Consider the following 25,548-nt stretch of genomic DNA (forward strand, 5'->3'; position numbering starts at 1 on the left):
AGGGCCCTTGGCCCGTACGGAACGGAAGCAGGTGCGGCGGGTCTCCGGCTCCTCAGGCGGAGGCCCGTCGCACGAGCGTGGTCGGTGTGATCACCGACTCGGGGACATCGCCGCTGCCCGTACGGTCCCGGTCCAGCGCGCGCAGCAGCAGCCGGGCCATCAGCCGCCCCTGCGCCTCGATCTCCTGGCTGACGGTGGTCAGCGGTGGATCGGTCTGCTCGGCAACCGATTCCATGTCGTCGAACCCCACCAGCGCCACCTGCTCCGGCACCGAGATCCCGCGCTCGCGCAGCACCCGCAACGCGCCGGAGGCCATCAGGTCGTTGGCGACGAACACCGCGTCCAGGTCGGGCCGCCTCTCCAGCAGCTCGGCCATCGCCCGCGCCCCGCTCTCCACGGTGAACGCCCCCTCGGCGACGAGCGTCGGGTCCACGTCCAGCAGCACGTCCCGATAACCGTCCAGCCGGTCCATCGCCGAGGTCTGGTCGGCGGGCCCGCCGATGTGCGCGATGCGCTCCCGCCCGAGGTCCTTCAGATACCGCACGGCCAGCCGCGCCCCGCCCCGGTTGTCCGCGTCGACATACGGGACGGCCTGGTCACCCGGGTCGGCGGTCCAGCCGGGTCGCCCGCCGTACACCGCCGGGATGCCGGCCCGCCGGGTGATCGCGGGCACCGGGTCGTCGGTGTGCAGCGAGAACGCGAGCGCCCCGTCCACGTGCCCGCCGGACAGATACCGGGCGATCCGGTCGAAGTCCCCGGGCCCCTCCACCAGCAGCAGGACGAGCTGGGTGTCGTGGGCGGTGAGCTCCTTGCTGATGCCCCTGATCTGCTGCGAGAAGAAGGGGTCCGAGAAGAACCGCGTCTCCGGCTCCGCGATGACGACCGCCACGGCCCCGGTCCGACGCGTGACGAGGGTCCGCGCGGCGTGGTTCGGGATGTACCCGAGCTCCTCGACCGCCCGGAGCACCTTGTCCACCAGGGGCTTGCGGACGCCGTCGCCCCCGTTGACGACCCGCGAGGCGGTGGCCCGGGAAACCCCCGCACGCGCCGCGACGGCTTCCAGGGTGGGCCGGGACCCGGGAGACTGCTCGGGCAAGGCGGTCGCTCCTCGTCGACGGGGCAGCGGCGACACGCGGTCGCCGTCTCGCCTACAGCCTAGCGCCGGGCACCCACAGGGCTGAGAGCGCTCCCAGGGGAGGCCCCGCGTCCGCTTGGGCCCGCTTCAGCCCTGCTTGAGGTCCGCGATGAAGGAGCTCCAGGCGGCGGTACGGAAGAGGAGGGCGGGGCCGTCGGTGACCTTGGAGTCGCGGACGGGGACGAGGTCGGGGACGCCGTCGAGGACTTCGAGGCAGTCACCGCCGTCGCCGCCGCTGTGGGTGGACTTGCGCCAGGTGCCGACTTCGAGGCAGTTGCCCCCGCTGCCTCCGCTGTAGGACGACTTGTGCCAGGTGGCGACCTCTACACAGTTGCCGCCGTCGCCGCCGCTGTACGACGACTTCTGCCAGGTCGCCGTCGACAGGTCGTAGTCAGAGCTGCTGAGCTTCATCGTCGTATTCCTTTGCCGCCGACTCGATCCAGTCCAGAGATGCGGCCGGTGAGAGTGCGCTGGCCACGAGGAGATCGTAGGTCAGTTCGTACTGGCGAACAGTGGCCGGATCGTCCTTCAACTGCCCGACGCCCAGGCCGTCGACGTAGGCCAGGGGCGGTTCGTCGGCGAAGGCCATGAGCTTGAGCGGGCCGGTCAGGGCAGCATGCGCCCCGGCCGAGAACGGCAGCACCTGCACGATGACCCGCCGCTGCCTGATCAGTGTCGCGAGGTGCCGAAGAGCTTCCGCCATCACGGCGGGGCCGCCCACCGTGCGCCGCAGCGTTGCCTCGTCGAGGACGGCCCACAACAAGGGCTTCGTTGGATGGGCCAGCAGCTGCGTCCGCTCCAGCCGACCGACGACCAAGTCGTGGATGACGCTGTCGACGGCGGTCGGCTGGTAGGCGTGGAACACCGCCCGCGCGTACGCCTCGGTCTGAAGCAGCCCCGGGATCAGCTGAGGGGAGTACTGCTTGATGACCTCCGCCCGGGCCTCCGCCTCCGCCGCCTCCGCGAAGTGGTCCGGGTACTTCGACTTCTTCAGGGCCGCGCAGTTGCGGGTGAAGAAGCCGCCCGTGTCGAGGATCTCGTCCAGCTTCACGGCCTGGTCCATCTGCATGCGGCGGACGCCGGACTCCAGCTGACCGATGAACGAGCCGCTGACGAAGAGCGGGGCCCCCAGCTCGGTCTGGGAGAGACCGGCCGCCTCTCTCCGGTGGCGTAACTCCGCCCCCAGCAGAGCCCTCGGTGACGAAGAAGGGTCGAGTTCTTTCGGACCAGGCAAGGCAACTCCCGATGGCACTCGTGCGGTTGTTGGAACCGCGCCTCTTCCAGGCTAGCGGCGCGTTGGACACGCTGGGTATGCATTCCCATTACTCAGAGTGGAAGGTGTGCACCATGGAAGCGACGGAGCGGCGCAGGGCGGCGGCGGACAGAGTGCGGACGGCGGAGGACGCGGTGGCGCAGCTGAAGGAAGGGCTCGCGGAGTTCGGACTGAAGCTGCCGTCGCTGCGGATCGATCCCGTCTCGTGCGCGGGCAACGAGCCGACGCCGTTGGTGGACCTGGGCCGCTGCAACATCGACACCGCGTTGCGGCTGTGCGAGGTGCTGGCGGAGAAGGAGAGCGGTCATGACGGGTGAGGGACTTGAGTCGTGTACGCCCGAGCCGGGGTCGTTCGCGGTGGACGAGCGGGACGGGCGGGTCGGCAGGGTGATGGGCCGGGTCGGGCCGTACGTACAGCTGAGGCCGCCGGGCGGCGGGCCCGAGTGGGACTGTCCGCCGGAGGTGGTGCGGCCCGCGCCACCGGGGGTGGTGCTGCGGGCCCGGGTGACCGAGATCAACCGGGAGGGGCAGCTGCCACGCTGAGGCGCGGTGGGCCGGTGGGCCGGTGGGCCGGTGGGCCGGTGGGCCGGTCGCGGTCGGGCCCACCGCCGCTCGGAGGCGTGTGCGGGGGCGCAGGCTGCGGAACGCCATGTGGTGCGCGGAAAGTTGCTCGTGGCGCGCCGGGCTCTCGGCCTGTCGATGGCGCTCCGGGGAGTCCTCGACCTGCGGAACGGCCGCGTCTGTTGAGGGCTGCGTGCCCGGGCCACCCGTACGTGGGACGCTGGTGAGAAGCGGCGTACAGCCGCGAAAGCCCCGATCTAGCCTTCTCGGCAAGGCCACGGAAGAAGGGACCCGCGATGACCGCAGCGTTCGTCGAGGACGGCCAGGCATCGGATGGGCACGCGTGGGACTACCTGCTGCAGACATGGCGTGAACTGGACGTGCCCGAAGGGTGGCGCGCCGAGATCGACGAGGGGCAGATCGTCTTGGTACCACCGCCGCACGCGCACCACAATGGCATTGCCGCCAAAGTGCGGCGCAGGCTCTACGCGACGTTGCCCGAGGACCTGGAGATCTACCAGACCCTCGGCATCCATGTAGCCCCGCTCGGCAAGCTGTACGTCCCCGACCTGGTGGTGATGCCAGGGGAGCTGATCGCCGCCGCCGATCCCGAGACCAGTGATCCGATGGACGCCTCGGAGGCGTTGCTCGTCGTCGAGATCACGTCGAAGGGCAACGCGCGGGAGGACCGCACCAAGAAGTACCGCGCGTATGCCCGTGCGGGTGTTCCGATGTACCTGCTGATCGACCGGTTCGACACCCGGGGCCCGATGGCCACGCTGTTCACGGAGCCGAGCGAGGACGGTACGTACAAGCACACGGACGCGGTGCCGTTCGGTAAGCCGCTGGTCGTGCCGCCGCCGTTCGACGTCTCGCTCCGGACGGGCGAGTTCCCGGGGCCCGCCGCACCGTAGGCTCATCGGCCGCCCCACCCGGGGCGTCGCCCCGGGTGGGGCGGCCCGCCTCAGCCGAGCCAGCCGCGCCGTACCGCTTCGGCGCCCGCCTCGAAGCGGGAGTGGGCGCCCAGGCGGGTCATGAGTTCGGCCATCATGCGGCGGGTGGTGCGCACCCCCAGGCCGAGTCGCCGTGCGACGACGGTGTCGGTGTGGCCCTGGGCGAGCAGGCGCAGCAACTGCCTTTCCTGGCCGGTCAGCCCGTTGTCGTCGTGTTCGCGGTCGGTGGCGGTGCCGAAGTCGTCCGCCTGGTCCCAGATGGCTTCGAAGAGCGCGGCGAGGGCGGTGAGGATGCCCGGCCCCTGGAGCTGGAGGGCGCCGCGGGTGGTGTCCTCGGGGTCGATGGGCAGCAGGGCGGCGCGCCCGGTGAACAGGACCATGCGCAGGGGCAGTACCGCGGCGGTCCGTACGTGTGCTCCCTGGGAGGTGAGCCACCGGGCGTAGCCCAGGGTCGTGGGGTCGTTGCGCACGGAGGCTTGGTAGAGGGTGCGCATGGGGATGCCGCGCTCCAGCAGGGCGGCGTCCAGGGGGCGGGAGGCGTCGAGGGTGGCTTGGGTCTGCGCGCCGCCGGGCATGAAGGACATCAGGGGTGCCGTGGCCTCGCGGGCCAGTTGTTCCAGGCGGATGCGGATCTCCTCGACGCCGGTGAGGACTTCGACGTGGGTGCGGCTCGCCTCGGCTTCGGCGTGCTGGCGCAGCAGGGTCAGGGCGGCGACCTGGGCGTCCGCGAACTCCTGCTGGGAGCGCCGCAGTTCTCCCTCGCGCATGGACAGAAGCAGCTGGATGCCGACCGACGGGGGGACCGGGCGGAGCGTGCCTTCCGCGTGCGGCGAAGTGTGCAGCAGGCTCAGTTCGGCGAGCTGGTCGAGCGCGGCGCGTATGCCGCTGTCGGGCAGGGCCAGGGCCGCGGAGAGCTCGGCGACGCCGTACTCCGGCTCTTCCAGCATGAGCCGGTAAACCGCTTCGGCGGTGTGGTCGATTCCGAGCGCGTGCAGCTGCGACATGGAGTTCCCCCAGTTCGTTCCTTATCGCGCCGATGGCGACGATAGCCGCGGCCGGGCAGCTTGCTGCCCGCAAACCTCCTGCCTGGGCGAAACCCTGGGCAATGTCCGTCTCGCATTTCAAGATCAGCGCATGCTTATGGTGACCGTGGCCCTCAGGGGTCCGCAAAGTGCTGCCCTGCCTGCCGATGTGCTGGACATCCTGTGGTTCGTCGCCTCTTTCGAACGCGGCGTCGAGCATCTGCACGCCGATTCCCCCGAGGTCGGAGGCATCGGCCATCTGACGTTCTTCGTCAAAGGGTCGACGCGGGAGAAGGCCGTGGCGCTGGCGCGCGGGATCACCCGCCGGGCGCTGGTGGACTCACCGGCGCTGACCGGCTGGCACGTGGTGCCGATGCCGGGGCAGCCATGAGGCAGGAGGCTGCCAGGCCACCCCCTGCCACATTGATCTTCTTCCTTTCGGGCTGCCGGGCGAGCAGTGTTGATTCCACGCCGAGCGGGACGCCCCGGAGCTTCCGAGGTTCCCAGAGTTTCCGAGGTTTCCGACGCTTCCCGAGTTCCCGAGTTCCCGGAGTTCCCGGAGTTCCCGCCCGAGCCTTCCGTTCAATTCGCCCGTCCCGTCTGAAGGAGCACCATGTCTGCCGCCCGTCGACTGCTCAGCGCCACTGCCGTCGCTCTCGCCCTCGTCGCGTCCCTGGCCGCCGGAATCGCACTGGACGAGCTCGCCGAGCCCGGAGCGGAGATTCGCAGCCAGGGCGCGCAGGACTCCGCCGGATGGGGATAGAGGCCGCTCCCACCCCGACCACCACTACCGCATGACGATGCAGCTGAGGACCTACGTTGACCCCGACCACCTCTTCCACGGCCGCCACGCCGTCCGTGACCACCGCGCCGCCCGCACCCGCCACCTCCCCCGTCTCGCGCCTCGGGCTGTGGCTCGGCCCCCTCCTGGCGCTCGGCGCGACCGCCATCTGGTCCGGGAACTTCGTCGTCGCCCGCCATCTGGGCGATGTCATACCCCCCGTCCAGACCTCCTTCTGGCGGTGGGTGATCGCCCTCGTCGCCGTCGCCCCCTTCGCCACGCGAGGGCTCCTGCGCGACTGGCCCGCGGTGCGCCGGCACGCCGGTCTGATCGTGGTCGCGGCCCTGCTGGGGGTGACCCTGTTCAACACCCTGATCTACATCGCCGGGCAGTCGACGTCCGCCACGAACCTGGCTCTGATCGCGGCCGCCTCCCCCGCGGTGATCGCGGCGTTCGCCTTCCTGGACGGGGAGCGGATGACCGCCGTCCGCGCCACCGGCATGGTCATCGCGTTCGTCGGCGTGGTCACCCTGATCTCCAAGGGGAGCGTCACCGCCCTGCTCTCGATGGACTTCCGGGCCGGAGACCTGTGGATGCTCGCCGCGATGGCGACGTTCGCCGCCTACTCGGCGCTCCTCAAGCGCAAGCCGTCCACCATCTCCGGCCCCAGCTTCCTGCTGGCCACCTTCGCCGCGGGCACCGTGATGCTCGCCCCCGTGTACGCCGTGTCCGTCGCCCTCCAAGGGGCCTTCACACCCAGCGGCGCCACCGTCGGACCGCTGCTCTACATCGGCATCGCCTCGTCCGCGATCGCCTTCTACACCTGGAACAAGGCCGTCGCCCTCATCGGCGCCACCCGCGCCGGGATCGTCTACTACCTCCAGCCCGTGTTCGTCGCCTGTGTCGCCTACCTCGCGATCGGCGAGCACATCACGCTCATCCAGATTCTCTGCATGGGCGCGATCATCACCGGCGTCGCCGTCGGCGCCAAGCGCTGAAACCGCCCGACCCGATACGTGCTGAAACCGCCCGACCCGATACGTAAGGAAGAACTCATGTCGCTTCACGTCAACGCCGACCGTCTGCTCTCCGACCTCACCCACCTGTCCCAGATCGGGGCCGGGCAGGACGGCGCCCTGTGGCGCATCGCCGGTACGAAGGCCGACTGGGCCGGGCGGGACTGGCTGGACAAGACCATGCGCGTGGAGGGCCTGCACACCTACTACGACGAGACGGGCAACGTCTTCTCCCGCCGCAGGAACACCTCCGGGCCCTGGCTGCTCCTCGGATCGCACGCCGACACGGTGCCCGCCGGTGGCCACCTGGACGGCGCCTACGGAGTCATCGCCGCCATGGAGGTGCTGCGCACCCTGCACGAGGAGGGGCACCCGCTGGCCGATCACGTGGAGAGCGTGGCCTGGTTCGACGAGGAAGGCGTACGCCCGGAGTCCGCCGGCGGGCTGGTGGGCTCCACCGCCCTCGCGGGCTCCGCTCACGCCGCGGACCTCGTGGGCTATCTGGAGATCCACATCGAACAGGGCCGCCGTATGGAGAAGGCCGGGCTGAACCTGGCACCCGTCACCGGCATCGTGGGCGTACGCCGCTACCAGGTGTCCGTGTCCGGGCAGGAGAACCACGCGGGCACCACGATGTGGGTGGACCGCCAGGACGCGGGGCGGGTGGCCGCCCGCATGGTCGCCGAACTGAAGGACATCATCCTGGCCGTCGATCCGAAGGGGATCGGCAACGCCGGTGTCATCAGCTTCGGCCCCGGAGCGGCCAACGTCGTGCCGGGCACCGCCAGTGCCGAACTGGAGGTCCGGGCCTCCTCGGAAACGGCCCTGGACCGCATCGAAACCGACCTGGACGAGACCCTTTCCCGTATCGCGGCGGAGGAGAACTGCGCTGCCGAGCTGGTCCGTGTCTCCGCCAAGCCCGCCGCGCACTTCGACAAGCGTGTCCTGAACGCCGTCCATGAGACCTGTCTGGAGAAGGGCCGCACGGATCAGCTGCTCTCCTACGCGGGGCACGACGCGTCAGTGATCTCCACGCGCCTTCCCACCGCGATGATGTTCGTGCCCTCGACCGGCGGGTTCTCCCACTCCAACAAGGAGCACACGCCCGATGAGCAGCTGGTCCTGGGGGCGCAGGCCCTGCTCGACGCGGTCCTGAAGGTGGCGCCGATGCTGCTGGAGCAGGTGAGTTCCCCTGTGGCACTGGCGGCGTGAGAGCCGCCCCCGGCCCCAGCTCCCCCGGCCCGCCCGGCTCCGCCGTCTCGTGGGGCCGGGCGGAGCCGCATCCACCGAAGCGGGGGAGCGACGATCCACAGGTTTGCGATGATCGACCTCACTGAACAGCACGAGTGATCACGACACCACCGGAGGATTCATGGACGCACTCAGCAGCGAGGGAATGTGTGAGCTCGATCCGGTCACCTGGGACGCGCTGATCGACGCGCTGAAGGCCAACGGCGTGTCCGACGAAGTGCTCAGCAAGGTCTGCCGGGAAGCCCTCGAAAAGATCAACACCACGCCGGCTACGGTCCGGGAGGAATGGCTGGCCACCGGCTTCAAGCCCTACTGAACGACTGGTAGCCCGGCCGAGGGCGCGGGCCACATTTCCGGTGCCGAGCGGCCCTATACGCATGAGGACGACGCAAGCCGGTGGGGGCGGGTGGGGTGGATCGGGCCGGAGGCGGGGGCGGGCCGAGGCCGGGGGCACAGTCCCCCGGTCGGACGGACTCCGGAACCGGCCGCGTTCATCTCGGCAATTCCTACCGGCGCCTTGGATAGTTGTTCTACCTTAGAACCTCCGCAGTCCGTCGGGGGGACCGTCGCATGGCCAAGGACCAGATCGAGCACATCCGTACCGAGCGACCGTCCGCGCCTGCCACCGCACTCGCCGCCCAGCACGGCCTGGGCGACTGGGTCGACACCTTCGCGACGAAGCAGGGCTTCGGGTGGAAGAAGTGGCGGGACTGGAGGCTCTACTTCTTCACGGGCGGCATGGCCGTGACGGCGCCGACCGGCTTCACGGCCGCGTACGACTGGGGCACCGTGCGCGTCCTCCAGTACCGCACCACCGTCAACGGCGCTGCTTCGGAGGCCTGTTCCACTCTGATCGACCCGGCGGGGAGGGCCCTGACCATAGGGTTCGGCAGGCCTCCGCTCTTCAAGTCCGACAAGACGGTTCTCGGTGTCACCTCGTGGGAGTGCGGCGCCGGGTTCCTCTACCCGCACCTCTGGGGCGACCACATCCAGGGGCGTGTCACCCAGGCCCAGTTGGGCGGGGCGATCGCACGCGTCCAGCAGGGTGAATCGGTCAACTTCGGCCCCTACACGGTCAACCGGGACGGTGTCTCGGACAAGAAGTACTCGGCGGCCTGGCCGGAGATCATCGAAATCGGCTTCGGCGCCGGCGCCTTCATGTTCAACGGCCACCAGAGGAGGTCGACGGTACCCGAGGGCGCGGAAGTGTTCCGGATTCCCAACCTCGACCTCTTCGTGAAGCTGTGCCGCCATCTCAGCCCCAACCTGAAGGACTGACCCCGCCACCGTGGAACAGCTGACGGGGCAGGACCCCACCCACATCGGCCCCTACCGTCTGATCGCCCGGCTCGGCGAGGGCGGAATGGGCCTGGTCTACCTCGGCCGCTCCGACCTCGGCCGCACGGTCGCGGTGAAGGTCGTGCAGGCCGAGCACGCCCAGCATCCCGAATTCCGCAGGCGTTTCGCCCGCGAGGTCGCCGCCGCCCGACGGGTGGGCGGCGACTGGACGGCAGCCGTGCTCGACGCCGACACCGACGCTGCGACGCCCTGGGTGGCGACGCAGTACATCCCGGGCCCGGACCTGACCACCGTGGTCGGCAAGGACTTCGGTCCGCTCCCCGAGCGCTCCGTCCACACCCTGGCCAACCGCCTCGCCCTCGCCCTCCAGGCCGTGCACGAAGCGGGCCTCGTCCACCGCGACCTCAAGCCGTCGAACGTTCTGGTGACGGTCGACGGACCTCGCGTCATCGACTTCGGCATCGCGCGGGCGCTGGACAGCGTCGGCGGCGACAGCCTTCTGACCCGCACCGGAATGCTGATCGGTTCCCCCGGATTCATGTCGCCGGAACAGGTGCGGGGCCATGAACTCACCCCCGCCAGCGACCTGTTCTGCCTCGGCGCGGTCCTCGTCTACGCCGCCACCGGGCGCCTCCTCTTCGGGGCCACGGACACCGGGCTCAACGCGCACCTGTTCCGGATCGCCGAGGAAGAGCCCGACCTGACCGGCGTACCGGACTCCCTGCTGGATCTCGTACGCGCCTGCCTGCACAAGGACCCGGCCCAGCGGCCCACCACGGCTCAGGTGATCGAGCGTACGGCGACGGACGGGCCCGGGGAGTGGCTGCCCGGCTCGGTGCTGGCCCAGCTCGGGCGCAAGGCGGCGGAACTGCTGGACTTCGCCCCGGAGGTGCGAGGTGCCCGGCCCGACCCCCGCGTGCCCGGTTCGCGGTCCGCCCCGCGCGCGGGGGCCGCTCACCCGGATGCCCGGCCCGAGCCGACCTCGTACCCTCTGCCACCCGCCACGCCACCGCCCCCGCACGCCCCGAACCCGTACGCCGCCCCGAACCCGTACGCGCCGACGGCCGCCCCGGAGGGCGACGGCGTGGCGCTGAACCCCTGGCGCTGGCGAGGCCTGGCGCTGGCCACCTTCGCGCAACTGGTCGTGCTGGTCGACGCGGCGAGCACGCCCGCGCTGCTGTACTGGGCCGTCAAGGACCTGGCCTTCGCCACCTATGACCTGCACCAGATCCAGGCCGGCTATGTCCTGGCCTTCTGTTCGCTGCTGTTCGTCGGTGGGCACATCGCGGATCTCGTCGGCCGCAGGACGACGCTGCTCATCGGCCTGACCGGGTTCGCGTTGGCCGCCGTGGTCGGCGCCACGGCCGCCGGGCCCGAGGCACTCGTGGTGAGCCTCGTCCTGCGGGGTGTCTTCGCCGCCCTGATCACCCCGGCGGCGTTCGGCCTGGTCGCCGCCCAGTTCACCGAGCCGGGGGAACGCAGGAAGGCCTTCGGGGTCTACTCCGTGACCGGCCTCGGCGGTGTCGCACTGGCCCTGTTCATCGCCGTGCCGCTCACCGAGTCGACGACCTGGCGCCTTGCCCTGTACGCCGTCGCCGGGCTCTCCCTCGTCGCACTCATCGGCACCGCCACCCTGGTCCGCGACTGGGTCCGCCGCGCTCCGGCCCGCTTCGACGGTCCCGGTGCGCTGCTGAGCACCCTCGGGATCGCGGCCGTCGTCTTCGGCCTGGCTCAGGTGCTGGGCGGATGGGGTGGCTGGGGTGAGCCGCTGATGGTTCCCGCCCTCGTCCTCGGCGTCGTCCTGCTGGCCGCCTTCGCCTGGCAGCAGTCGAGGGCGGGGACCAGCCCGATCCTGCCGGCGTACGCGACCGGGACCCGCGACCGCCTCGGTGCCTCGCTCGTCCTGTTCCTGATCGGGCTTGCCCTGGCGCCCGTGGCGTCACTCCTGGGAGCGTTTCTGATCTCCCTCGGCCCGTTGGCGTCCCTTCCCGCCTTCCTGGTGATGGCGGGTGCGTTTCTCATCGGTTCCCTGGCCGTCGCCGCCCGGCTGCTGCCGCGCATCGGGCCCCGCGCCCTGCTGGTGCCGGGGCTGCTGCTCGCGGCGGTCGGGGTGATGCTCATCGAGCTGGCCCAGGACTCCGTTTCCAGCACCGTCCCCAGCATGATCTGTGTCAGTGTCGGCCTGGGCATGGTCGGCACGGTGCTCTACTCGACCATCACCGACGGCATCGCCGCGCACGACTCCGGCGGCCGGGGCGGTCTCGTCATGGCGAACCAGCACTTGGGCGGTGAACTCGCCTTCGCGCTGCTCGGCGGGACGCTGTTCCAGCTGTCCAGCGTCGACCCCGTACTCGTCTACGGGGCGGCCGGGGTCCTGGCCGTCGCCGCCCTGCTCGGCGGGCTGCTGATCAAGGGCCCGGCGAGGACCGTCGCCCCCGCCGAGCCCTGGTCCGCCCCGACCCTGCCGGGTTAGGGAACCTTCCTACGAGGCCCGGCGGGAGGTCAGACCCCCGCCGGGGCCTTGGCCGGGTCGGTGCCGGGGTCCGGGCCGCCGGTGCCCCCGGGCCCGCCCGTCGCTCCCGCCTCCGGTGCCGGGTGCGTGCCGCCCGTGGCGGCGACCGTGGACGAGACCGGCTCCTGGGAGACGTTGAACTCGGTCAGCAGGTCCTTGCCGAAGCCGAAGAAATACGTGGCGACGAACCCGGCGACATACCCGACGAGCAGGCCGCCCGCGTAGATCGCGATCGTCGAGCCCAGCCCGTGGTTGCCGTCCAGGAGCGGGAACAGGGCCCAGCCGGACGGGCCGATGGCCGTCGAGCCGACCGTGTCGCCGAGCTGGTTGAACAGGCCGACGAAGCCGCCGCCGAACGCGCCGCCCACGCACGCCGTGATGAACGGGCGGCCCAGCGGCAGCGAGACGCCGTAGATCAGGGGCTCGCCGACGCCCAGCAGGCCCGCCGGAAGCGCGGACTTGATGGTGCGGCGGATCGACTCGTTACGGGGGAGGCGGCAGTAGACCGCCATCGCCGCGCCCACCTGGCCCGCGCCCGCCATGGCCAGGATCGGCAGCAGGACCGTGTAGTTCTGCTGTTCGATCAGCGTGGTGTGGATCGGGATCAGCGCCTGGTGCAGGCCCAGCATGACCAGGGGCAGGAACAGGCCGCCGAGCACGAAGCCCGCGCCCGCGCCGCCGTTGGCCAGCAGCCAGTCCGCGAACGTACCGATCGCGGAGGACACCTCGCCCGCCACGAACATCAGGCCGAAGATGGTCACCAGGCCGGAGATCAGCACCGTCAGGGTCGGGGTGACCAGGACGTCCAGTGCCTCCGGCACCCACCTGCGGCACCACTTCTCCACGTACACCGCGAGCACCGCCGCGCCCAGCGCGCCGAGCACACCGCCCTGGCCGGGGGAGAGGCTCTGGCCGAACGCGTCGACGTCTCCGACGCCCGGGAAGACGATGATCGCCGCGACCGCACCGCCCAGGACCGGCGTACCGCCGAACTCCTTGGCCGTGTTGTAGCCCACGAACACCGCGATCAGCGCCATGAAGCCGGACGCCATCGCCGCCAGCGCGGGCGTGACGGAGGGCAGCCACTCCAGGTTGATCAGCAGGCCGCCCAGGCCCGCGATGATCCCGCAGCCGATGAGGGCCGGGATCAGCGGCACGAAGATGTTGGCGATGCGGCGCAGGAACAGCTTGAACGGGGTCGCGTTCCTCGCCTTCCGCCGTGCCTTGATCGCCGCGCCCTGCGCCGCCAGCTCCTCGGCCGACACGGCAGCGGGGGCCGGGGCCGGTTCCGGTGCTGCCGCGCGGGCCTCCTCCACCAGCCGCTCGAACTCCGGCGTGACCCGGGCGACCGTGCCCGGACCCAGCACGATCTGGTACGAGTCGTCCTCGACGACGCCCATCACGGCGGGCAGGGCCCTCAGCGCCTCGTCGTCGACGAAGGACCGGTCGTGCAGACCGAGTCGGAGCCGGGTCATGCAGTGGGCGATGGAGCTGACGTTCGCGGCGCCACCGACGAGCGGAAGGATCGCGGCGGCGGTGGCGCGGTTCTTGTCTTCTGTGGCCATGGTGCTCGGAGCCTTGCTGTGCGGGGGGTGTGGTGCCTGTGGCGCCCAGGAGGGTGGGTCAGGTGGTGCGTGCAGCCGTGAGGGCGGCGCGGAGGTGGCCGCCGGACTCGGTCAGGAGACGGGTGGCGGTGGGGCCGTCGACCCCGCCGAGGATGGCGAGGATCGCGTGCTTCACCTCGCCGTCGGTGGCGGCGAGCGCGGCCTCGATCTCGGCGTCGGAGGCGCCGGTGGCCAGGGAGACGATGTGCCGGGAGCGGGCCCGCAGTTTCTCGTTGGACGCGCGGACGTCGACCATGAGATTCCCGTACGTCTTGCCGAGCCGGATCATCGTGATCGTCGAGATCATGTTGAGGACGAGCTTCTGTGCCGTGCCCGCCTTCAGCCGGGTCGAGCCGGTGAGCAGCTCGGGGCCGGTGACGACCTCCAGGGGGTGTTCGGCGGCGGCGCCGAGCGCGGAGTCCGCGTTGCAGGACAGCCCGATGGTCAGGGCGCCCTGGGCGCGGGCGTGCTCGACCGCGCCGATCGCGTACGGCGTGCGGCCGGAGGCGGAGATGCCCACCACCGTGTCGTCGGCGCTCAGCTTCAGCGCGTCCAGGTCGGCGGCGGCCAGCTCCTTGCTGTCCTCCGCGCCCTCGACGGCGGTGACCATGGCGGAGGGGCCGCCCGCGATCAGACCGATGACCTCGGACGGGTCGGTGTTGAACGTGGGCGGGCACTCGCTGGCGTCCAGCACTCCGAGGCGGCCCGCGGTGCCCGCGCCCGCGTAGATCAGCCGGCCGCCGCGCGCCATCCGCTCGGCGGTGGCGTCGATCGCCGCGGCGATCCGCGGCAGCCGCTCGGCGACGGCGGCGGGGACGGTGGCGTCCTCGCCGTTCATGATGCGGGCGATCTCCTCGGTGGGCAGCCGGTCGATCTCGGCCAGCTCGGGGCGGAACGCCTCGGTGGTGAGGGTCGCCAGCTGGGCGCGGAGCTCGCCGTAGCCGCCGGAGGTGCTGGAGGTCTCGGCGTTCGTGCCGGTGGTGGAGGTCATGGAGGGCTGCTCTGCTTTCTCGGTCTCGTACGCGTACGGGCGGTGCGCGGCCCGCTCCCGGGGCCAGGGGGTGCCGGGGGCCAGGAGGGTCAGCGGGTCCGGGGGGTGTGGCGGTGGGCGAGGGCCTCGTACGACGCGGAGAGCGCGGGCGCAGCGGTCTCGTACGTCCGCTGCGCGACGCCTATGAACAGGCAGTCCACGACGAGCAGCTGGCTCGTGCGGCTCGACATGGCGGCGGGGCGCAGCTCGCTCTCGCGGGCGGTGGACGTGGTCAGCACATGGTCCGCGTACTGCGACACGGGTCCGTCGGGCCGCCCGGTGATCGCGACCGTCGTGGCCCCGCGTTCGAACGCGACCCGCAGCGGCTCGATGACGTCGCCGGTCGAGCCGGAGTGGGTGATCGCTATGGCCACGTCACCGCTGCGCAGCTGGACGGCGTTGGTCACCGCGAGGTGCGGGTCCGTGTGGGCGTGGGCTATCAGGCCGATCCGGAGCAGCTTCTGCGCCAGGTCCTGACCGACGAGCGAGGAGGCCCCCACGCCGTAGATGTCGATGCGGCGGGCGGTCGAGGCGGCGGCCACCGCGGCCCCCAGCTGCACGGTGTCGAGCCCGGCGGCGGTGTCCGCGAGGGTCTGCTGCTCGTCGTGGGCGAGCTTGGCGACCACGTCGGCGATCGGGTCGTCCACCGCGATGTCGGCGGTCACGGCGGGCGACCGCCCGGACTCCTGGTGTGCGGCGAGCCCGGCCAGCGCGAGGCGCAGGTCCCGGTAGCCCGGGTAGCCCAGGAGGCGCGCGGTGCGGACGACGGTGGCCTCGCTGGTGCCGGTCAGCTCGGCGAGACCGGTGACGGTGAGTGCGGAGCATCCGGCAGGGTCGCCCGCGACGGCTTCGGCGACCAGCTGCATGGAGCGGGTCATGGAGGGCGCGAGCGTCCGGACCTTGGCGGCGAGGGCCGCGGGGGCGGGCGGGGACTCGCCGCTGAAACTTTCCTTCACGTCAATGGTCACATCTGAAAGATATTTTCAACCCGGGCCCCCGTCAACCCCCGTTCCTTCTCCGGTCCCTGCCCCTGGCCGTTGGTCCCTGCCTCCGGCGCGGGCGCACAATGGTGGGCATGGAGCTGAACCCCCTGGAGCAGGCACTGCACACCGCCCGCGCACTCGTCATGGCCGACCTCGCCGCGGGCGACGTCGCCGAGGCGGACATCGTCTCGCTGGTCGAGGACGCCGTGACGCACCGGCGCTGGTGGGTGGAGCAGTGGCCTGAGGGCACGGAGTTCGTGGCCGGGCTGGTCGCCCAGGACGTACAGGACGCCCTGCTGGAGCGGTACGGGCGGTGGCCGCTGTGCCCCGCGTGCGACGGGGACGAACCGCACGCCCTGGACGTGGAGCCGGAGCTCGGCCCCGATCCGCACTGGGTGTGCACCAAGGCGGCCGTGGCCGTCGCACCGGTGGGGGCGCTGGGCGAGGCACTGCGGCGGTGACCCTCTACATCGACCCGCCCACCTGGCCCGGACACGGCCGCCTCTGGTCGCACCTGGTCAGCGACACGTCGTTCGAGGAGCTCCACGCCTTCGCCGCCGCCATCGGCTGCCCGCCCCGGGCCTTCGAGCGCGACCACTACGACGTACCGGAGGCGCACTACGCGGACGCGGTGCGGGCCGGGGCGCGGGAGGTCGGGTCGAAGGAGCTGGTGCGGCGGCTCACGGCCGCGGGGCTCCGGAGGCCGAAGGGGCGGCCGAGACCCTAGGGTCGGCCGAGGCCCCAGGGGCCGCCGCGCTCCTAGCGATCAGCCGCGAGCGCGAGCCGCTGCCGCCCCGGCCGTCACCGCCGGCCTGGAGGCGCAGCGACACCGCCACCGCCGCCAGGGCCAGGACCGTCATCGCCGCGCCCGCCCAGGCCGTGGACGCGAAGCCGAAGTCCAGGTCGATCACCGTGCCGCCGAGCCACGGGCCGCTCGTGTTGCCCAGGTTGAACGCGGCCGTCGTCGTGGCCCCGGCCAGCGTCGGGGCGGCCCCGGCCACGTTGAACATCCGGGCGTTCAGCGCGGGGGCGGTGAAGAAGGCGGAGAGGCCCAGCAGGAACGCCAGCGCGATCACGGCGACCTGGCTGGAGGCGAACAGGGCCAGCGCCGCCAGGAACACCGTGGACGCCGTGATGCCGCTCAGCAGCACCCCGAAGAGGTGCGCGTCCGCGACCCGGCCGCCGATCGTCGTACCGATCAGCGCACCGACCCCGAAGAGACCCAGAATCCACGGCACCCGGCCCGAGTCCAGGCCCGCCACGTCCGTGAGCAGCGGAGCCAGATAGCTGAACGCGCAGAACACGCCGCCCGCGGCGAGCGCGGTGATCACGATCGCCAGCCAGACCTGCCGGTCCCGGTAGATCGCCAGCTCCCGCTTCAGCTCGGGCTTCTTCTCCGGCAGCGGGATGTGCGGGATGCGCGTGATCACGCCGAGCAGGGCCACCGCGGAGGCCGCGCCCACCGCCCAGAACGCCGAGCGCCAGCCCAGGTGCTCGCCGAGGAAGGCCCCCATCGGCACGCCCAGCACGTTGGCGATCGACAGCCCGCCGATCATCACGGCCATCGCCCGCGCCCGCGAGTTGACCGGCACCATGGCGATGGCCACGGCCGCCCCGACCGCCCAGAAGCCCGCACAGGCGAGCGCGCTCACCACGCGGGAGGCGAAGAGGACCTCGTACGTCGGGGCCAGTGCACCGGCGATCTGGCCGAGGCCGAACACCGAGATCAGCGCGATGAGCGTCGTGCGGCGGGGCAGGCGGAGTGTGGCGACGGCGAGCAGCGGGGCGCCGACCACCATGCCGATCGCGAACGCGGATATGAGGAGCCCGGCCTGTGGGATCGACACGTTCATGTCGTCCGCGATCGGCGGCAGCAGGCCCGACAGCATGAACTCGCTGGTGCCGAGGGCGAAGACCGAAAGACCGAGAACGTATACGGCCAGGGGCATGGGAGCGCGGCGCTGGGGTGAGTCGGGCATGACTCGTCCCAACGCCGCGGGACGCCCTCGCATTCCCGGTTTTCTCAGCGGGTGGACCGTGTGCGCGCGTTACGCGGGCAGCGCGTGCAGCTTCTTGCCGTGCAGCGCGAAGACGTGCTTGCCGTCGGTGGCCACCAGCCAGGCGTGGTGGTCGCCGGACCCGTCGTTGAACGTCCAGCGCAGGGCGCCGGTCTTCGCGTCGAAGGCGTGGATGCCGCCCTGCTTGTCGAGGTCGGTGGCCCCGTAGAGGGTGCCGCCCGCCCTGACGAACTGCCGGGGGATGGGGGTACCGGTGCCCGCGAGGTCCTTGGACTGCCAGAGCTTCTTGCCGGTACGCGGCTCGACGGCCCAAAGCGTCCGCCCGCTGTCCGCGATGTGGAGGACGTCGTCCAGCACGGCCGGTTCGCTGAAGGCCGCGAACCGTTCGGCCTGGAGGGACCACTTCTGGGACCCGTCGGACAGGGCGAAGGCCTGGAGCCGTTCCCCCTGCGGGACGATCACCAGGTCCTGATGGACGGTGAAGGGCCCGTAGCTCGTCTTCGTCGTCTTCTGCGTCCACACCTGCTTGCCGGTGGCGGTGTCGCGCACCGTGAGGTTCTTCTTGAAGTCGGTGTAGACGAGGTAGCGGCCCTGTACGGCGGCGTGCACGCCGTTCTGCTGGGTGCCGAGGTCGCGCTGCTCCTTCCAGGCGAGCTTGCCCGTGGCACTGTTCAGCGCGGCGATCACGTTGGTGCGGGACGATCCGTCGGCCTCAAGGATTTCGGCGATGACGTACACCTGCTCGCCGTCCACGGCGACGGGCCTCGGCTGCCGGTACTCCTTGCCCAGGTGGCTGCGCCAGGTCTCCTTGCCGGAGGCCGGGTCGTACCCGACGACGCTGCCGTCGTACGCGCCGCTGGCCAGATACAGCGTGCCGCTGCCGTCACCGCCGAGGAGCAGCGGCGCACCGGGGATCGCGCCGCCCTCCAGCGACCACCGCTCCGCGCCGGTCGCCCCGTCGAGGGCGGCCAGCGGGGCACCGCTCGCGATCACCACGCCGCCCACGGCGACCAGCTCGTCGTTGTCCCCGTAGGTCTTGGCTGACGTCGTCCTCGTCCACAGCGGCTTGGGGGCCTGCCCGTCGTCGGGGGCCTTGCCGTCCTCGGGAGAAGCGCCGCGCGGCGGGGCGCTGCTCTCGCCGTCCGTCGTCGGCTCGTCCTCGCAACCGGTCAGTCCGGCTCCGAGAACCGCCATCGTGAGACCGCCCCCGGCCAGTCGCAGTATTCGCCGCCGGGAGGATCTGCCGAACGTCGTGCCGTATCCCTTGGACATGTCGCTGTACCCCCGTGGAGTTCTTATGGGTGGAAACGTGTGCGTGCTGCTTTGCAGAGTGTGTGCATCTGCGATGCGAGACGTTAGCCGTCGTCCGGTGCCACTGGCCGGTCCCGGGCCCGACCGGGACGACACCGTGAACGAACCGGAACATTCGCGGGCCGCCGGGGGCCGGTCACTCGGGGCCGGAGGACTCCAGCAGCTCCAGCTCCGTCGCCAGGTTGTGCCGCGCCCGCGCCTCCCACTCGGCCGCCCCGTACGGCGTACGGAACAGCCGGGGCAGGTCCAGGAGCTGGCGCAGCACCGCCGCCCGGCCCTCTCGGAACGCCTCGTCCGGGACGAAGCCGTACTCCTCGCGGACCCGGGCCGCGTACGCGCCGTACTCCTGCGGGCCGCCCGCCAGGATCGCGAGGTCGGCGTCGCACAGCACTTCGCCGTTGCGGTCGCCGTCCGCCGGGTCGTGCGTGACGGTGAGGCGGACCAGCCGGGCGACCTCCGCCGTCACCGCGTCCGGCACCCCCGCCTCGGGCAGCGCGCGCTCGGCGAGGGCGGCGCTGCGCTCCTCGTTCTCCGTGCGGTCGGGCCGGTAGACCGCGTCGTGGAACCAGGCGGCGAGGCGTACCGCGTGCACGTCGTCGGAGTGGCCGGCCAGGGTGTCGATCCGGTCCAGGACCGTCATCAGGTGGTCGGTCGTGTGGTAGCGGCGCTGCGGTTCGGCCCAGCGGGCGAGGAGATCGTCGGCGTACGGCAGCGGATCGGGGCCGTCCGCGCCGGACCGCGCGGCGAGGAGCGTGTCGCGCCAGCGGTCGCGGAGGGCGGCGGTGTCGGGCGGGCGTGGGTGGTCCGTCATGGGACGACCTTAGGACCAACGGGTCCGTTGGCTCCGGTGGGCCTTCCACCTTCCGGACCGGCTCTTGTCGCCCCGTCCCACGGTCATTACCGTGCGCCCGTGATGATGATGGATCTCAACGCGGACCTCGGCGAGGGTTTCGGCAACTGGACCCTCACCGACGACGACGCGCTCCTCGCCTGCGTCACGAGCGCCAACGTCGCCTGCGGCTTCCACGCGGGCGACGCCTCCGTCATGCGGCGGGTCTGCGACGCGGCGGCGGCGAACGGTGTACGGATCGGGGCGCAGGTCTCCTACCGGGACCTGGCCGGGTTCGGCCGCCGCTCGATGGACGTGCCGTCGGCCGAGCTGACCGCGGAGATCGCTTACCAGATAGGCGCGTTGCGGGTCTTCGCCGAGGCCGCGGGCTCCACCGTCTCGTACGTCAAACCGCACGGCGCCCTCTACAACCGGGTCGTCCGGGACGAGGACCAGGCCGCCGCCGTCGTCGCGGGCATCCGGCTGGCGGGCGGGACCCCGGCCGTCCTCGGGCTGCCCGGCTCCCGCCTCCTCGCCCACGCGGCGGCCGCCGGACTCCCCGCCGTCGAGGAGGCGTTCGCCGACCGCGCGTACACCCCGCGGGGCACCCTGGTCCCGCGCGGCGAACCGGGCGCGGTGGTGCACGACGCGGACGCCGTCGTACGCCGGAGCGTCGGCATGGCCGTCGACCGGGCGGTGACCGGGGTGGACGGCAGCCGGATACCGGTCGCGGCCCGTTCGATCTGCGTCCACGGGGACACCCCGGGCGCGGCCGTCCTCGCCCGCCGGGTGCGGTCCGCACTGGAGGAAGCGGGCGTCGTGGTGCGGGCGTTCGTGTGAGGGGCCGCGGCGGCGGCGCCGGTGCCGAGGACGTGCCTGTGCCGCTGGACGCGGTGCGTGAGGGGGCGCCGGTGTTGCCGGAAGCCGCACCCGAGGGCGTGCGTGTGCCGCCCGGCGCCGCTTCCGAGGGCGTGCGCGTGTCCGGTTCCGTGCCTGCGAGCGTGCGGGTGCCGCCCGGTGCCGCGCCGGTCCACGTTCTGCCCGCCGGGCCGTACGCGCTGCTCGTCGAACTGGCCGACGGCGAGCACGCCGAGGCCTTCCACGCCGAGCTGCTCCGCCGCCGTGAGCGCGGTGCGCTTCCCGCCGTACGCGAGATCGTCCCGGCCGCCCGTACGGTCCTGCTCGACGGGATCGCGGACCGTGCGCCGGGGGCCCGGGACCGGTTCGCCCGGGAGCTCGCCTCCTGGCGGGTGCCGCCGCTGCTCCGTGAGGCGCGGGACCCGGTGGAGATCCCCGTGGTCTACGACGGCCCCGATCTCGACGAGGTTGCCGCGCTCTGGGGCGTCGGGGCCGACGAGGTGGCCGCCCGCCACTCCCGTACCGCGTTCAGGGTGGCGTTCTGCGGGTTCGCGCCGGGGTTCGGCTACCTCACCGGGCTGCCCGAGCACCTGCACGTACCCCGGCGCATGAGCCCGCGCACCCGGGTCCCGGCCGGAGCGGTGGCCCTCGCCGGGCCCTACACCGGGGTGTACCCGCGTCCGTCGCCCGGCGGCTGGCAGCTCATCGGGCGGATGCCGGACCCGGGCGTCCTGTGGGACCCGGCCCGGGAACCGGCGGCCCTGCTGGAACCGGGGACGCCGGTGCGGTTCGTGGCCGTGGCGGCGGGGGTGGACGGCGGGGCCTTTGCCGCGCTCCCCCCGCCCCGGCCGGGCGCGGCCGGGGAGCACGCGTGAGCCCCGCCCCCCGCCTCCACGTCGTCCGGGCCGGAGCGCTCACCACCGTGCAGGACGCGGGCCGTCCCGGCTACGCCCACCTCGGGGTCGGGCAGGCCGGAGCACTGGACGGGCCCGCCGCCCGGCTGGCCAACCGGCTGGTGGGCAACCCACCGGGCGCCGCCGTCCTGGAGACCACACTCACCGGCTGCGCGGTCCGCCCGGAGGCGCCCGTGGTGGCCGTCGTCGGCGGTGCGGGCTGCCGGGTGACGGTCGACGGGCGGCCGGTGGCGTGGGGCGCTCCGGTGCGCGTACCGGCGGGAGCGGTGCTGGACGCGGGCCCCGCTGCCTGCGGACTCCGCGGCTATCTGGCGTTCGCGGGGGGCCTGGAGCCGGAAGCGGTGCTGGGCAGCCGCTCGGCGGACCTCCTCTCGGGGCTCGGGCCGCCTCCCCTGCGCGAGGGCGACGCGCTGCCGCTGGGCGATCCGGCGGAGTGCGGTCCGCCGCCGGCCGGTCCCGTCCCCTGGCCGGGCGCGCCCGCCGAGCTCGTGCTGCCGGTCCACCCCGGACCCCGCCACGCCTGGTTCACCGAAGCCGCGCTCCGTACCCTCCTCACCGCCGCCTACCGGGTCTCGCCCCACAGCAACCGCATCGGGCTGCGCACGGAGGGGCCCGCGCTGGAGCGGTCCCGTACGGGTGCGGCGGGCGAACTGCCCAGCGAGGGCATGGTCCTGGGCGCCATCCAGGTGCCGCCGGACGGCAGGCCCGTCGTCTTCCTCAACGACCACCCGACGACCGGCGGTTACCCGGTCCTCGGAGTCGTCCCCGAAGCGGCCCTCGCAGCGGCGGCCCAGGCGGTGCCGGGGACCGGGCTGCGTTTCGTACGCGCCTGAGCGGCGGGCCCGGGAGGATTCCCGGGCCCGCCGCGTGGGCAACGGGCCTCACCCCGCCTTGAAGGTGCGCAGCCGCAGGGAGTTGCCGACCACGAAGACGGACGAGAAGGCCATCGCGGCTCCGGCGATCATCGGGTTGAGGAGCCCGGCGGCGGCCAGCGGAAGGGCCGCCACGTTGTAGGCGAAGGCCCAGAACAGGTTGGTGCGGATGGTGGAGAGGGTGCGGCGGGAGAGGCGGATGGCGTCGGCGGCGGCGTTGAGGTCGCCGCGGACGAGGGTGAGGTCCCCCGCCTCGATGGCGGCATCGGTGCCGGTGCCCATGGCGAGGCCGAGGTCGGCCTGGGCGAGGGCGGCCGCGTCGTTGACACCGTCCCCGACCATCGCCACCGAACGGCCCTCGGACTGAAGGCGCTTGACCACGTCGACCTTGTCCTGCGGCATGACCTCCGCGTACACCTCCTCGATGCCGACCTCGGCCGCGACCGTCTCCGCCACGGCCCGGTTGTCACCGGTCAGGAGGATCGGGGTCAGGCCGAGCGCGCGGAGGCGGCGGACGGCCTCGGCGCTGGTGTCCTTCACCGCGTCGGCCACCTCCAGCACCGCTCGTGCCTCGCCGTCCCAGGCGACGGCGATCGCGGTGCGCCCGGCGGCCTCGGCGGTCCTCTTCGCCTCGGCCAGGTGGGCGGGGAGACGGATCTCCCACTCGGTCAGGAGTTGTTCGCGTCCGACGAGGAGGGCGTGGCCTTCGACGATGCCCTGGACGCCGAGGCCGGGGATGTTGGTGAAGTCGTCGGGGGTGGGGAGGGGGCCGGTGGTGTCGGTGGCGGCGGTGGCGACGGCTTGGGCGATGGGGTGTTCGGAGGCGTTCTCCAGTGCTCCGGCGAGTCGGAGGACTTCGTGTTCGGTGGTGGTTTTGGTGGTGTGGGTGGTGTGGAGGGTCATGCGGCCGGTGGTGACGGTGCCGGTTTTGTCGAGGACGATGGTGTCGGCGCGGCGGGTGGTTTCGAGGACTTCGGGGCCTTTGATGAGGATGCCGAGTTGGGCGCCGCGGCCGGTGCCGACCATGAGGGCGGTGGGGGTGGCGAGGCCGAGGGCGCAGGGGCAGGCGATGATGAGGACGGCGACGGCCGCGGTGAAGGCGGCGGTGAGTCCTGCGTCGTTGCCGAGCCAGAAGCCGAGGGTGCCCAGGGCGAGGGCGATGACGATGGGGACGAAGACGGCGGAGATGCGGTCGGCGAGGCGTTGGGCGGCTGCTTTGCCGTTCTGGGCGTCCTCCACCAGTTTGGCCATTCGGGCGAGCTGGGTGTCGGCTCCGACGCGGGTGGCCTCGACGACGAGCCGCCCGCCCGCGTTCAGCGTCGCACCGGTGACGGTGTCACCGACGCCCGCCTCCACGGGCACCGACTCGCCCGTCAGCATCGACGCGTCCACCGCCGAGGAGCCCTCGACGACGGTTCCGTCGGTGGCGATCTTCTCCCCGGGGCGGACCAGGAAGCGGTCCCCTACCTGCAACTCACCTGTCGGTACGGTCACTTCGGCGCCGTCGCGCAGGACGGTGACCTCCTTCGCCCCCAGCTCCAGCAGTGCCCGCAGCGCCGCCCCGGCCTTCCTCTTCGAGCGGGCCTCGAAGTAGCGCCCGGCGAGGATGAACGCGGTCACCCCGGCGGCGGCCTCCAGATAGATGTTCCCGGCGCCGTCGGAGCGGGCGATCGTCAGCTCGAAGGGGTGGGTCATCCCGACCATGCCCGCCGTGCCGAAGAACAGCGCCCACAACGACCACAGGAACGCCGCCGACGTACCGACCGAGACCAGGGTGTCCATGGTCGCCGCGCCGTGCTTGGCGTTGGTCCAGGCGGCCCGGTGGAAGGGCCAGGCGGCGTAGACGATGACGGGGGCGGTCAGGGTGAGGCTCAGCCACTGCCAGTAGTCGAACTGGAGCGCCGGGACCATCGCCATCGCGATCACCGGGACCGCGAGGACGACGGCGGTGGTCAGGCGCTGGCGCAGCGAGGTGAGGCCGTCGTCCGCCTCCGCCTCCTCCCCGCTGCCCTCCGGCCCTCCGGTCGCCGGTGGCGTGGCGGAGGGCGGAGCGGGTTCCCTGGCGGTGTAGCCGGTGGCCTCGACCGTCGAGATCAGGTCCTGCACGGACACATCGGCGCCCTGGTAGGTGACCTTGGCCTTCTCGGTGGCGTAGTTGACGGTGGCCTCGACACCGTCCATCCGGTTCAGCTTCCTCTCGATACGGGCCGCGCACGAGGCGCAGGTCATCCCGCCGATCGCGAGCTCGACCGCGTCGGTCCCGGTGGCGGTCCCGGGAGCGGTGGTGGCGGTGGTGGCGGTGGTGGCGGAGTGCGCGGACACGGGGTCCTCCCTGCTGCCGACTTGATACCCCTAGGGGGTATCTCCTTCTCGCTTCATGTATACCCCCCTCCCCTATGAAGTGCAAGGTGTGATCGTGATCGTGGCCGCGGGGCGGGGTGTCCGGTCTGTGGTGACATGTACACGCGGCGCGTCACTCGCCTGCGGGGGCGAGTTCGCGCCAAAGCGCGATCATGCGTTCAGATGGAGGGCTGCGCCGCGCGGTGGCCGACCCGTAGTCTGGTCATTGGACTAGACCTATAGCTGAGTAGCTCTGTAGCTGTGTATCGGAGGAATGGGGACCCATGAGCAACCGTGCAGTCCTGGAGGTGATCGCTCTCGACGCGGAGGACGCGGTCGCCGCTCAGGCCGGTGGTGCAGACCGCCTCGAACTGGTCACCGACATGGCCGCGGACGGTCTGACGCCGTCCCGGGAGACCTTCGAGGCGATCCGGTCCGCCGTGGACATCCCGCTGCGCGTGATGCTCAGGGTGGCGGACGGCTTCGCCGCCGGTGACATCGACGTGCTGGTCGGCAAGGCCCGCGAGATGCGCGCGGCGGGTGCGGACGAGTTCGTGTTCGGCTTCCTCGACGAGGACGGCCACCCCGACCTCGTGGCCGTCGAGCGGATCGTCGCCGAGCTGGACGGCTGCCGGTGGACGTTCCACCGCGCGATCGACCGGGCCGCCGACCGCGACACCCTCCGCAAGCAGCTCGCGGACCTGCCCGGCCTCGACACGTACCTCACGGCGGGTTCGCCGGCCGGAGTGGAGGCCGGTATCCCGACGCTCGTGGCCGAGGCGGCCCGTACCCGGGAGCCGGGTTACGAGGCGCAGATGCTGGTCGGCGGCGGCCTCCACCTGCACCACGTGCCCCGGCTGCGAGCGGCGGGGATCGGTGCCTTCCACATCGGCGGGGCGGCGAGGCCCGAGGGCTGGTCGGCCCCGGTGGACACGGCGGCCGTACGGGAGTGGCGCGAGGCGCTGGACGCGTGAGGCCGGCGGGGG

27 protein-coding genes are annotated in these 25,548 nt (G+C 72.1%); 16 read left to right on the forward strand and 11 right to left on the reverse strand.

What is annotated here, in order from left to right:
- Positions 1-52: 52 nt before the first annotated feature.
- The 3 genes from RI138_RS18360 to RI138_RS18370 form a co-directional block, all read right to left on the reverse strand.
- Positions 53-1,096, reverse strand: a complete 1,044-nt coding sequence (locus tag RI138_RS18360) for a LacI family DNA-binding transcriptional regulator (protein ID WP_096632457.1) — start codon at positions 1,094-1,096, stop codon at positions 53-55.
- A 126-nt stretch (positions 1,097-1,222) separates the two neighbouring features.
- Positions 1,223-1,546, reverse strand: a complete 324-nt coding sequence (locus tag RI138_RS18365; RefSeq protein ID WP_311120807.1) for a DUF397 domain-containing protein — start codon at positions 1,544-1,546, stop codon at positions 1,223-1,225.
- Positions 1,527-2,369, reverse strand: coding sequence for a helix-turn-helix domain-containing protein (locus tag RI138_RS18370; protein ID WP_311120808.1), 843 nt, complete (start codon positions 2,367-2,369; stop codon positions 1,527-1,529). Before RI138_RS18370 ends, RI138_RS18365 begins: the two co-directional genes overlap by 20 nt.
- Before the next feature lie 113 nt (positions 2,370-2,482).
- On the opposite strand from RI138_RS18370, the gene RI138_RS18375 reads away from it, so the two are divergent.
- The 3 genes from RI138_RS18375 (at position 2,483) to RI138_RS18385 (ending at position 3,883) form a co-directional block, all read left to right on the forward strand.
- Positions 2,483-2,725 carry a hypothetical protein gene (locus RI138_RS18375; RefSeq protein WP_311120809.1) on the forward strand — a complete coding sequence of 81 codons (243 nt, stop codon included), beginning with the start codon at positions 2,483-2,485 and terminating at the stop codon, positions 2,723-2,725.
- Positions 2,715-2,951 carry a hypothetical protein gene (locus RI138_RS18380; RefSeq protein WP_096632451.1) on the forward strand — a complete coding sequence of 79 codons (237 nt, stop codon included), beginning with the start codon at positions 2,715-2,717 and terminating at the stop codon, positions 2,949-2,951. Before RI138_RS18375 ends, RI138_RS18380 begins: the two co-directional genes overlap by 11 nt.
- A gap of 314 nt (positions 2,952-3,265) precedes the next feature.
- A complete protein-coding gene (locus RI138_RS18385; RefSeq protein WP_311120810.1) occupies positions 3,266-3,883 on the forward strand; it encodes a Uma2 family endonuclease in 618 nt (205 codons plus the stop codon).
- Positions 3,884-3,933: 50 nt separating this feature from the next.
- Here RI138_RS18385 and RI138_RS18390 read toward each other — a convergent pair whose 3' ends face one another.
- The gene (locus RI138_RS18390) at positions 3,934-4,926 is read right to left on the reverse strand and encodes a helix-turn-helix transcriptional regulator (RefSeq protein WP_311120811.1); all 993 of its coding nucleotides are present in this window, start codon (positions 4,924-4,926) and stop codon (positions 3,934-3,936) included.
- Here RI138_RS18390 and RI138_RS18395 point away from each other — a divergent pair.
- From RI138_RS18395 to RI138_RS32400, 7 genes are all read left to right on the forward strand, one after another.
- On the forward strand, positions 4,925-5,335 hold the full coding sequence (locus RI138_RS18395; RefSeq protein WP_311120812.1) for a hypothetical protein: 411 nt from the start codon (positions 4,925-4,927) through the stop codon (positions 5,333-5,335). The genes RI138_RS18390 and RI138_RS18395 overlap by 2 nt on opposite strands.
- Before the next feature lie 222 nt (positions 5,336-5,557).
- Positions 5,558-5,707 (forward strand): hypothetical protein, encoded by a 150-nt coding sequence (locus RI138_RS18400; RefSeq protein ID WP_311120813.1) that lies wholly within the window; start codon positions 5,558-5,560, stop codon positions 5,705-5,707.
- Between the two features lie 56 nt (positions 5,708-5,763).
- Positions 5,764-6,723 carry a DMT family transporter gene (locus RI138_RS18405; protein WP_311120814.1) on the forward strand — a complete coding sequence of 320 codons (960 nt, stop codon included), beginning with the start codon at positions 5,764-5,766 and terminating at the stop codon, positions 6,721-6,723.
- Between the two features lie 57 nt (positions 6,724-6,780).
- Positions 6,781-7,953, forward strand: coding sequence for a M20/M25/M40 family metallo-hydrolase (locus RI138_RS18410; protein ID WP_096632443.1), 1,173 nt, complete (start codon positions 6,781-6,783; stop codon positions 7,951-7,953).
- Between the two features lie 160 nt (positions 7,954-8,113).
- Positions 8,114-8,308, forward strand: a complete 195-nt coding sequence (locus RI138_RS18415; RefSeq protein WP_311120815.1) for a hypothetical protein — start codon at positions 8,114-8,116, stop codon at positions 8,306-8,308.
- Between the two features lie 254 nt (positions 8,309-8,562).
- The gene (locus RI138_RS18420; protein ID WP_311120816.1) at positions 8,563-9,270 is read left to right on the forward strand and encodes a DUF6585 family protein; all 708 of its coding nucleotides are present in this window, start codon (positions 8,563-8,565) and stop codon (positions 9,268-9,270) included.
- Between the two features lie 10 nt (positions 9,271-9,280).
- Positions 9,281-11,764, forward strand: a complete 2,484-nt coding sequence (locus tag RI138_RS32400) for a bifunctional serine/threonine protein kinase/MFS transporter (RefSeq protein ID WP_398863240.1) — start codon at positions 9,281-9,283, stop codon at positions 11,762-11,764.
- A 29-nt stretch (positions 11,765-11,793) separates the two neighbouring features.
- Here RI138_RS32400 and RI138_RS18435 read toward each other — a convergent pair whose 3' ends face one another.
- From RI138_RS18435 to RI138_RS18445, 3 genes are all read right to left on the reverse strand, one after another.
- Positions 11,794-13,368 carry a PTS transporter subunit EIIC gene (locus tag RI138_RS18435; protein WP_311120817.1) on the reverse strand — a complete coding sequence of 525 codons (1,575 nt, stop codon included), beginning with the start codon at positions 13,366-13,368 and terminating at the stop codon, positions 11,794-11,796.
- Positions 13,369-13,426: 58 nt separating this feature from the next.
- Positions 13,427-14,398, reverse strand: a complete 972-nt coding sequence (gene murQ / locus RI138_RS18440; protein ID WP_311120818.1) for an N-acetylmuramic acid 6-phosphate etherase — start codon at positions 14,396-14,398, stop codon at positions 13,427-13,429.
- An 89-nt stretch (positions 14,399-14,487) separates the two neighbouring features.
- Complete coding sequence (locus RI138_RS18445; RefSeq protein ID WP_311120819.1) at positions 14,488-15,405, reverse strand: MurR/RpiR family transcriptional regulator; 918 nt, start codon at positions 15,403-15,405, stop codon at positions 14,488-14,490.
- 107 nt (positions 15,406-15,512) lie between these two features.
- Here RI138_RS18445 and RI138_RS18450 point away from each other — a divergent pair, with 107 nt between their 5' ends.
- Both RI138_RS18450 and RI138_RS18455 read left to right on the forward strand, forming a co-directional pair.
- Positions 15,513-15,881 (forward strand): hypothetical protein, encoded by a 369-nt coding sequence (locus tag RI138_RS18450; RefSeq protein ID WP_311120820.1) that lies wholly within the window; start codon positions 15,513-15,515, stop codon positions 15,879-15,881.
- Positions 15,878-16,147, forward strand: a complete 270-nt coding sequence (locus RI138_RS18455) for a DUF4031 domain-containing protein (protein ID WP_096632436.1) — start codon at positions 15,878-15,880, stop codon at positions 16,145-16,147. Before RI138_RS18450 ends, RI138_RS18455 begins: the two co-directional genes overlap by 4 nt.
- On the opposite strand, the gene RI138_RS18460 is transcribed toward RI138_RS18455, so the two are convergent.
- From RI138_RS18460 to RI138_RS18470, 3 genes are all read right to left on the reverse strand, one after another.
- A complete protein-coding gene (locus RI138_RS18460; protein ID WP_311122930.1) occupies positions 16,101-17,369 on the reverse strand; it encodes a Cmx/CmrA family chloramphenicol efflux MFS transporter in 1,269 nt (422 codons plus the stop codon). The genes RI138_RS18455 and RI138_RS18460 overlap by 47 nt on opposite strands.
- Before the next feature lie 99 nt (positions 17,370-17,468).
- Positions 17,469-18,710, reverse strand: coding sequence for a PQQ-binding-like beta-propeller repeat protein (locus RI138_RS18465; RefSeq protein ID WP_311120821.1), 1,242 nt, complete (start codon positions 18,708-18,710; stop codon positions 17,469-17,471).
- A gap of 175 nt (positions 18,711-18,885) precedes the next feature.
- Entirely contained in the window at positions 18,886-19,560 is a 675-nt protein-coding gene (locus RI138_RS18470) for an HD domain-containing protein (RefSeq protein WP_311120822.1), read from the reverse strand.
- A 108-nt stretch (positions 19,561-19,668) separates the two neighbouring features.
- Between RI138_RS18470 and RI138_RS18475 the strand changes: the two genes are divergently transcribed.
- The 3 genes from RI138_RS18475 (at position 19,669) to RI138_RS18485 (ending at position 22,183) form a co-directional block, all read left to right on the forward strand.
- Positions 19,669-20,418 carry a LamB/YcsF family protein gene (locus RI138_RS18475; RefSeq protein ID WP_311122931.1) on the forward strand — a complete coding sequence of 250 codons (750 nt, stop codon included), beginning with the start codon at positions 19,669-19,671 and terminating at the stop codon, positions 20,416-20,418.
- Between the two features lie 149 nt (positions 20,419-20,567).
- Positions 20,568-21,311: a carboxyltransferase domain-containing protein gene (locus RI138_RS18480; protein WP_398864313.1), complete on the forward strand. Its 744-nt coding sequence runs from the start codon at positions 20,568-20,570 to the stop codon at positions 21,309-21,311.
- Positions 21,308-22,183 carry a 5-oxoprolinase subunit C family protein gene (locus RI138_RS18485; RefSeq protein WP_311120823.1) on the forward strand — a complete coding sequence of 292 codons (876 nt, stop codon included), beginning with the start codon at positions 21,308-21,310 and terminating at the stop codon, positions 22,181-22,183. Before RI138_RS18480 ends, RI138_RS18485 begins: the two co-directional genes overlap by 4 nt.
- Positions 22,184-22,231: 48 nt before the next feature.
- On the opposite strand, the gene RI138_RS18490 is transcribed toward RI138_RS18485, so the two are convergent.
- Positions 22,232-24,544 carry a heavy metal translocating P-type ATPase gene (locus tag RI138_RS18490; protein WP_311120824.1) on the reverse strand — a complete coding sequence of 771 codons (2,313 nt, stop codon included), beginning with the start codon at positions 24,542-24,544 and terminating at the stop codon, positions 22,232-22,234.
- 302 nt (positions 24,545-24,846) lie between these two features.
- Here RI138_RS18490 and RI138_RS18495 point away from each other — a divergent pair, with 302 nt between their 5' ends.
- A complete protein-coding gene (locus tag RI138_RS18495) occupies positions 24,847-25,536 on the forward strand; it encodes a copper homeostasis protein CutC (RefSeq protein ID WP_311120825.1) in 690 nt (229 codons plus the stop codon).
- Positions 25,537-25,548: the final 12 nt, after the last annotated feature.

This window comes from Streptomyces durocortorensis, assembly GCF_031760065.1.
Lineage (GTDB): Bacteria > Actinomycetota > Actinomycetes > Streptomycetales > Streptomycetaceae > Streptomyces.